Origin of the sequence: Streptococcus sp. CF10-1 (assembly GCF_024295825.1) — a bacterium.
Classification (GTDB): Bacteria; Bacillota; Bacilli; order Lactobacillales; family Streptococcaceae; genus Streptococcus.
Genome location: NZ_JANCPQ010000006.1, coordinates 140,553 through 148,052, shown reverse-complemented (window position 1 = coordinate 148,052; position 7,500 = coordinate 140,553). Strand labels below are relative to the sequence as shown.

Sequence of the window (7,500 nt, the reverse complement as noted above, 5' to 3'; positions counted from 1 at the left end):
ATTAAGCGGGTGTAGTTTAGTGGTAAAACTACAGCCTTCCAAGCTGTTGTCGCGAGTTCGATTCTCGTCACCCGCTTTGAACGAAAGTTCATACCAAGTTTTTGAACTTGGGCGCGTAGCTCAGGTGGTTAGAGCGCACGCCTGATAAGCGTGAGGTCGGTGGTTCGAGTCCACTCGTGCCCATTAATAGGAGAATTACTCAAGAGGCTGAAGAGGACGGTTTGCTAAATCGTTAGGTCGGGTAACCGGCGCGGGGGTTCGAATCCCCCATTCTCCGTACGTAAAGGGAGCTTCTAGGCTCTTTTTTTGTATGTAAATCCCCCTTCTAGATCGTTAAAAGGGGGATTTGTTTATTACCAATTTGTTAGTGATATTTCTCCGCTATTTAGCCAGATAGTACGTTTGTTTGCAAGTTCGACTTGTAGTTGACCAGATTCTGAGATTTCTTTTGCAAGTCCTTTTTTAAGTTTTCCATCTAGCTGGAAGGTAACTTCTTTTCCAAGAACTAATGATCTTTCTTTATAGATATAAAGTAGCTCATCTGGATCCGTATTGTAGAAACAATTCCATATTTCGCTGATGAGCTCATTACGACTAATTGGTGCAGGTGGCATAAATAGGCTACCTGCTTTTTCTTTTAGGTCTTCTGGGAAGTCTGCTATAGAAAAATTTATACCAAGTCCGATAATGACATCTGTAACCAAGCCTGTTTCAACTGATGTCATTGCTTCGGTGAGGATACCTGCTATCTTTTTATTTTTTAAGTAGATGTCATTTACCCATTTGATATCTACTTCTATCATAGTTAGATTTTTAATGGCTTTGTAGGTTGCAGCAGCTACAAGGAGAGTATAGGAAGGGAGTTTTTCATAGGGAAGATTGGGTTGAATATGCAGGGACATATAGATCCCACCCTGAGATGGAGAATAGTAGGGGCGCTGAAAGCGGCCACGACCTGCTGTTTGACAGGTTGAAAGATAGAGTGTGTTTCCTTGGTTTCCAGCCTCAATCCCTTCTTTTGCATCTGTTTGTGTTGATTTTGTCTCAGGTTTGTAGCGAATGGTTAAGTTGGTTTTCTCCTGAATCAAATCAGGCAATATCAGATCGCCTTGAATAAGCTTGTATCCTCTATTTTTGATACTGTCAATTTCTAGGCCTTCTTGTTGAAGACGTTGGATCGCTTTCCATATGGATGTACGGCTTAAATTCAGTTCTTCTCCGATTTTTTCTCCGCTAACATAATTGTTTTCTCTAGCTAATATTTGGTAGACTAATTGGTGTGATTTCATTGATTTTCCTTTCTAGCTAAGAGAGAGTTAGAGTATTCATTTCGGGTTTGACTAGGTGTTTTATGAAAAAACTGTTTGTAGGCTTTTGAGAAATGTAGTGGATCTGAAAAACCCACAGAATATGCAATGACTTTGATCGTTTCATTGGTGTGTTCTAGTAACTGTTGAGCGCGCTTCATTCGAACGAAAAGTAAATACTCTTTTGGAGAGAGTTGGTGAAACTCTTTAAACACACTAGTTAAGTAACTTCTATGAACCGATAGCTCTTTAGCTAAATCTTGAATGGTGAGCGATTGTGGATAGTGACTATCAATTAATTGTTTGCAGTCAAGATAGAGTTGGTGGGTTGATGAAATATTCTCTCTTTTCTGATTGGGAGCAATAGTTCCTAGATGAAACATTAGTTCATGGAGTTGTCCCATGATGTGGAGTTGAGCCAATTCATTTGATTTTGTAATCTGAGCGAAGCGGACAATATCTGAGATGAGTTTTGCAGTTGTCTGGGTATGACAAGTTTCAGATTGTATTAGGTAGGATTGGTCAGAAATTTGAGATAGAGCAAAGTAGTCAGGTGCCCTCCCTCCAGTGATCCCCAACCAGTAGTAAGCCCAAGGATCCTGGCTATCTGCTTGATAGAATGTTAATTCATCTGGTTTTAGTAAAAAGAAATCTCCTGTCTTTAAATCAACAATTTTCCCCTTATAATGGAATTGACCTTTTCCTTTAGTAATGTAATGTAGTACATAGGTATCTCGAATAGCTGGGCCAAAAGAGTAGTTAGGCGTGCATTCTTCATAGCCGTAAAAGCTAAGAGAAAGATCAATTGTTCCAGTCTGGTATTCTGAAAAAACGAGCATGGGCCACCTCCTACCTAACATTTTACCATACTTTGTATACATTTCTCTATTTTAGAAAGCGCTTTTATGTGATAAAATTTTATCAAGAAATGGATGAGGTACAATTTATGGGAGTTCGAATAGAGAATAATCTATTTTACGTTGAGAGTAAAGGTTTAAGTTTGATTATTGAAAATAGGGATGGGTACTTATTATTAAAACATTTAGGAAAGACTATTAAGAACTATAGAGGTTCTAATAGTGTTTATGAACGCGATCATGCTTTTTCAGGTAATCCCATAGCTACTAATCGAACCTTTAGTTTGGATACGCAACGCCAAATTTTTGGGCAACATGGTTTGGGTGACTTTAGAAAACCAACTTTACAGGTTCAACATGATGCAACTGAAGTAACAGACTTTCGATTTGTAGAAGCAAAGATTTTAAAAGGTCAGAATGGTCCACAGGGCTTACCTTCTCCACACAGCATGGATGCTACAGAGACTCTTGTCTTGATTTTAAAAGATCCTAAGGCTCAACTTAGTCTGACTTTGTATTATACAGCTTTTGATAATGATGCGACAATTGCTAGCTACAGCAAATTGGAAAATAATAGCAATCAGGAAGTTGTCATCCATAAGGACTTTTCTTTCATGGCTGATTTTCCTGCTGCAGCTTACGAAATAGTGACTCTACAAGGAGCTTATGCTCGTGAAAAGACTGTCCGACGTCAACAGGTAGAACAAGGAATCTTTTCGATTAGTTCGAATCGTGGAGCTTCTGGGCATGCTCAAACACCAGCTCTTCTCTTATGTGATCAAGGAGTTACAGAGGATGCTGGGAATGTGTTTGCTCTGCAACTACTGTATAGTGGAAACTTTGAAGCTTTTGTTCAAAAGAATCAACTGAATGAAGTTCGGGTGGCTATTGGGATTAATCCAGAAAACTTTTCTTGGAAGTTAGATGCTGAGGAAAATTTTGAAACACCGGTAGCTTTAGTGACCTATTCAGATAAGGGATTAACTGGTATTAGTCATGAAAGTCAGAATTTTGTACTTAAGCATATTATGCCAAGTGAATTTTCTAAAAAAGAACGTCCAATTCTAATCAATAATTGGGAAGCTACTTACTTTGACTTTCAGAGAGAAAAACTGTTAGAGTTGGCAGATGAAGCTAAGAAAATTGGAATAGAACTTTTTGTATTAGATGATGGGTGGTTTGGTAATCGCTTTGATGATAATCGTGCTTTAGGTGATTGGGTTGTTAATGAGGAAAAATTGGGTGGAAGTCTTGAAAGTCTGATTTCAGCTATCCATGAAAGAGGTTTGCAGTTTGGGCTTTGGTTAGAACCTGAGATGATTTCTGTTGATAGCGACTTGTATCGTAAACATCCTGACTGGGCTATTCAGGTTCCAGGTTATGAGCATACCTATTCTAGAAATCAATTAGTACTTAATCTTGCCAATCCTCAGCTAGTAGAATATCTGAAAAATGTTTTAGATGAACTCCTCTCTCATCATAAAATTGACTACATCAAATGGGATATGAACCGCAATATCACTAATCTGGGGAATGGTTCAACCTACTTGGAAACCCAGATGCAGTCTCATCAGTATATGTTGGGGCTTTACGAACTCGTTTCGTATCTGACAGAGAAGCACAACCATATTCTCTTTGAGTCCTGCTCTGGTGGTGGTGGACGAAATGATCTTGGTATGATGCGTTATTTCCCTCAAGTCTGGGCAAGTGATAATACTGATGCTATTGCACGTTTACCAATTCAATACGGCTCATCCTATCTCTATCCAACCATTTCTATGGGGGCTCATGTGTCAGCAGTACCAAATCATCAGATGGGACGAATGACACCATTGGAAACTCGTGGTCATGTAGCAATGATGGGAAATCTGGGGTATGAGCTTGATTTGACAAGTTTATCAGATGAAGAGAAGGCTGAGATTGCTAATCAGGTGAACTTGTATAAAGAATTGCGACCAGTAGTCCAGTTGGGAAATCAGTATAGGTTAATCAATCCCGATGCTGAATCCAATGAAGCAGCTGTACAATTTAACTATGAAAATCAAACGATTGTGACCTACGTCCGAGTCCTGTCAGTTGTGGAAACAATGGAAACCACCTTGAAACTGAAAGACTTAGAAGTGGAAGGGCTTTATGAGCTGGAAGGGACAAACATTGTTTACTCGGGTGCAGAGCTCATGTATGCAGGTTTAACTGTTACCTTATCACCAGGAGATTTTTTGAGTAGACAGTATAAATTCAAAAGACTATAATAAAAGCGTATAAATTTATCAAGGAGGCATTCCAATGAAATGGTATAAGAAAGCAGGTTTTCTTTTAGTAGCTGGGGCAAGTTTACTAGGCCTAGTGGCTTGTGGTCAGAACAATCAATCAACTGATGGTAAGGTAACGATTGAGTTTTTTAACCAGAAGACCGAGATGGCAGATACCTTGCAAAGGATAGTGGATGATTTTGAAAAGGAACACCCTAATATTGATGTGAAGTTGACTACAGTACCTTCAGCTGGAATTGTTCTAAAAACTCGGATTTTATCAGGAGATGTTCCAGATATTATTAATATCTATCCTCAAAATATGGATTTTCAGGAGTGGGCGAAGGCAGGCTATTTTGCAGATATGACAGGAAAACCTTATCTTGAGAACATCAAGAATGACTATGCTGAAAAGTATGCGATTAATAATAAAGTTTATAGTGTGCCTTTAACGGCCAACCTTTATGGAATTTATTACAATAAAACGAAATTTAAAGAATTAGGATTTGAGGAACCGAAGACTTTTAAAGAGTTTCAAGAGATTGTTAAAAAGATAAAAGATAGTGGGAATTCTCCGTTTGCGGTTGCAGGCAATGAAGGCTGGACATTAAATGGTTACCACCAACTTTCTCTCATTACTCTTACGGGTAGTGGAGGCGCGGCTAATAATTACCTTCGCTTTTCAAAACCAAACGCCATCTCTGCAGATGATGCTATTTTAAAAGCAGATGCAGAACGACTCGATTTATTAGCAGATAATGCTCAAGATGGTTGGCGTGGTGCCTCTTATAATGATGCGGTGGTAGCATTTTCGAGTGGAAAAGCCTTGATGATGCCACAAGGATCATGGGCATTAGCCGCAATTAATCAACAGGATCCAAAATTTGAGGTGGGGATGTTTGCTTTTCCTGGAGAAGAAGTAGGAAAAGAAGTCACTGTTGGTGCAGGGGATATGGCATTATCAACTTCAGCTACTACCAAACACCCTAAGGAAACCGAAGAATTTATCAGCTATATGACTAGTCCAAAAGCTATGCAGTCGTACTATGATGTAGATGGATCACCTGTTGCGGTAAAAGGCATACAGGAAAAAGAAGATTCAGCGCTTGCAGCTATTTCTAAACTGGCATTTACGGACAAACATTATGTTTGGTTGGGCCAACGATGGAACTCTGAAGAAGACTTTTTTAATCTAAGTACAGGTTACTTGATGGATAAAAATCTGAAAAATATGGCAAACAATCTCAATGCTTTCTTTAATCCAATGAAGGCAGATTTGGACTAGAATAGGAGTTAAGATGATATGGCTATTCGAAAATTTTTAAATAAATACTGGGGTTGGACATTTTTGCTCATCCCGCTTGCTTTACAAGCTATCTTCTTTTACTTTCCAATGGTACAAGGTGCTTTCTATAGTTTGACGAACTGGACTGGATTGACCTATAATTATAAATTTGTTGGTTTAAATAACTACAAATTGCTGATGATTGATGGGAAATTCTTCACAGCCATAGCTTTTACTTTGATTTTAACTCTGGCATTGATTGTTGGAGAGATTACAATTGGGATGGTTGTGGCACGAGCTTTAAATTCTAAGATGAAGGGACAGACCTTCTTTAGAGCTTGGTTCTTTTTCCCAGCTGTTTTGTCTGGTTTGACAGTTTCCTTGATTTTTAAACAATTCTTCAACTATGGTCTTCCAACGATTGGAAAAATTTTAGGGATTGGTTTTTTACAAGAGAGTCTATTAGGAACACCTGTCGGAGCGGTAGTGGCAACTATTTTTGTTCTTCTATGGCAAGGAGTAGCAATGCCAATTATTCTCTTTCTTGCTGGTCTTCAGAGTATTCCAAATGATATTTTAGAGGCAGCATCAATTGATGGTGCAACAAGCAAACAAACTTTTTGGAAGATTGAATTGCCCTATTTGCTGCCAACGATTTCTATGGTTTTTATTCTGGCACTTAAGTCCGGTTTGACAGCCTTTGACCAGATTTTTGCCTTGACGAGTGGTGGTCCAAATAATGCTACAACGTCTCTTGGACTTTTAGTCTACAATTATGCCTTCAAGAGTAATCAATATGGATATGCGAATGCAATTGCCTTGATTTTATTCTTAATTATTGGAATTGTTTCTCTGATCCAAATCAAGCTATCAAAGAAATTTGAAATCTAATAGAGGAGTCCTACACATGAAAAAAGAAGAAAAATTGAATCAGTTTTGGAAATATGTCCTCTTGATAGTCGGTGGTATTCTTATACTTGTTCCTTTGTTGGTAACGGTATTTAGTTCTTTCAAGACAACCAAGGATATCATGAATCATTTCTTTAGTTTGCCCAACCCTTTTACATTAAGTAACTATGAACGCTTGATTTCGGATGGGATTGGAGGCTATTTCTGGAATTCAGCTGTTATTACGGTGTTATCATTGATTGTAGTAGCTTTCTTTATACCAGCTGCAGCTTATTCCATTGCTCGAAATATGTCCAAGAAAAAAGCCTTTGCAATTATGTATTCGCTCTTGATTTTAGGTATATTTGTTCCATTTCAGGTGATTATGATTCCTATCACAGTTATGATGAGTAAGCTCGGCCTGGCAAATATGTGGGGGCTAGTAATACTCTACCTAACTTATGCTATTCCACAGACTCTCTTCTTGTATGTTGGTTATATAAAAATCAGTGTACCAGATAGTTTGGATGAAGCTGCGGAAATCGATGGGGCTGATCGTTTTACAATTTATCGTCGAATCATTTTTCCAATGCTGAAACCCATGCATGCGACAACCTTGATTATCAATGCACTATGGTTCTGGAATGACTTTATGTTGCCACTGTTGATTCTGAACAAGGATTCCAAGATGTGGACTTTGCCTCTCTTCCAATACAACTACCAAGGACAGTACTTCAATGACTATGGTCCAAGTTTTGCATCTTATATTGTGGGAATTGTAACGATAACCATTGTCTACCTCATCTTCCAAAAACATATTATTTCAGGAATGAGTAACGGAGCAGTGAAGTAAGAAAGTGCTTAGGGAATTTATAATTCCATACATAGACGAACGGTTCAGCTTGTTGACA

General features: G+C 38.4%; 6 protein-coding genes and 3 tRNA genes. 7 read left to right on the top strand and 2 right to left on the bottom strand.

All coding sequences use genetic code 11. From position 1 onward, the window contains the following. Positions 1 to 5 precede the first annotated feature (5 nt). From NMM25_RS08780 to NMM25_RS08770, 3 genes are all read left to right on the top strand, one after another. Positions 6 to 76 (top strand) — tRNA-Gly (locus NMM25_RS08780). A 33-nt stretch (positions 77 to 109) separates the two neighbouring features. Continuing rightward, positions 110 to 183, top strand: a tRNA-Ile gene (locus tag NMM25_RS08775). Positions 184 to 189: 6 nt separating this feature from the next. Next, positions 190 to 277 (top strand) — tRNA-Ser (locus NMM25_RS08770). A gap of 76 nt (positions 278 to 353) precedes the next feature. On the opposite strand, the gene birA is transcribed toward NMM25_RS08770, so the two are convergent. Together birA and NMM25_RS08760 are read right to left on the bottom strand one after the other, a co-directional pair. Continuing rightward, on the bottom strand, positions 354 to 1,289 hold the full coding sequence (birA, locus tag NMM25_RS08765; RefSeq protein WP_254736609.1) for a bifunctional biotin--[acetyl-CoA-carboxylase] ligase/biotin operon repressor BirA: 936 nt from the start codon (positions 1,287 to 1,289) through the stop codon (positions 354 to 356). Beyond that, on the bottom strand, positions 1,286 to 2,146 hold the full coding sequence (locus NMM25_RS08760) for an AraC family transcriptional regulator (RefSeq protein WP_254736608.1): 861 nt from the start codon (positions 2,144 to 2,146) through the stop codon (positions 1,286 to 1,288). The genes birA and NMM25_RS08760 overlap by 4 nt, the downstream gene beginning before the upstream one ends. A gap of 107 nt (positions 2,147 to 2,253) precedes the next feature. Between NMM25_RS08760 and NMM25_RS08755 the strand changes: the two genes are divergently transcribed. The 4 genes from NMM25_RS08755 to NMM25_RS08740 are packed head-to-tail and all read left to right on the top strand — an operon-like array spanning position 2,254 to position 7,442. Next, positions 2,254 to 4,416, top strand: a complete 2,163-nt coding sequence (locus NMM25_RS08755; protein ID WP_254736607.1) for an alpha-galactosidase — start codon at positions 2,254 to 2,256, stop codon at positions 4,414 to 4,416. A gap of 34 nt (positions 4,417 to 4,450) precedes the next feature. Continuing rightward, on the top strand, positions 4,451 to 5,701 hold the full coding sequence (locus tag NMM25_RS08750) for an extracellular solute-binding protein (protein WP_254736606.1): 1,251 nt from the start codon (positions 4,451 to 4,453) through the stop codon (positions 5,699 to 5,701). Between the two features lie 18 nt (positions 5,702 to 5,719). After that, positions 5,720 to 6,592, top strand: coding sequence for a carbohydrate ABC transporter permease (locus tag NMM25_RS08745; protein ID WP_254736605.1), 873 nt, complete (start codon positions 5,720 to 5,722; stop codon positions 6,590 to 6,592). 16 nt (positions 6,593 to 6,608) lie between these two features. Continuing rightward, positions 6,609 to 7,442 carry a carbohydrate ABC transporter permease gene (locus NMM25_RS08740; RefSeq protein ID WP_000711270.1) on the top strand — a complete coding sequence of 278 codons (834 nt, stop codon included), beginning with the start codon at positions 6,609 to 6,611 and terminating at the stop codon, positions 7,440 to 7,442. The last annotated feature ends 58 nt before the right edge of the window (positions 7,443 to 7,500 follow it).

What these genes read in the sequence shown, in the direction of transcription:
- birA (WP_254736609.1), bottom strand. Translation starts at nt 1,289, where the DNA reads ATGAAATCACACCAATTAGTCTACCAAATATTAGCTAGAGAAAACAAT.
- NMM25_RS08760 (WP_254736608.1), bottom strand. Translation starts at nt 2,146, where the DNA reads ATGCTCGTTTTTTCAGAATACCAGACTGGAACAATTGATCTTTCTCTT.
- NMM25_RS08755 (WP_254736607.1), top strand. Translation starts at nt 2,254, where the DNA reads ATGGGAGTTCGAATAGAGAATAATCTATTTTACGTTGAGAGTAAAGGT.
- NMM25_RS08750 (WP_254736606.1), top strand. Translation starts at nt 4,451, where the DNA reads ATGAAATGGTATAAGAAAGCAGGTTTTCTTTTAGTAGCTGGGGCAAGT.
- NMM25_RS08745 (WP_254736605.1), top strand. Translation starts at nt 5,720, where the DNA reads ATGGCTATTCGAAAATTTTTAAATAAATACTGGGGTTGGACATTTTTG.
- NMM25_RS08740 (WP_000711270.1), top strand. Translation starts at nt 6,609, where the DNA reads ATGAAAAAAGAAGAAAAATTGAATCAGTTTTGGAAATATGTCCTCTTG.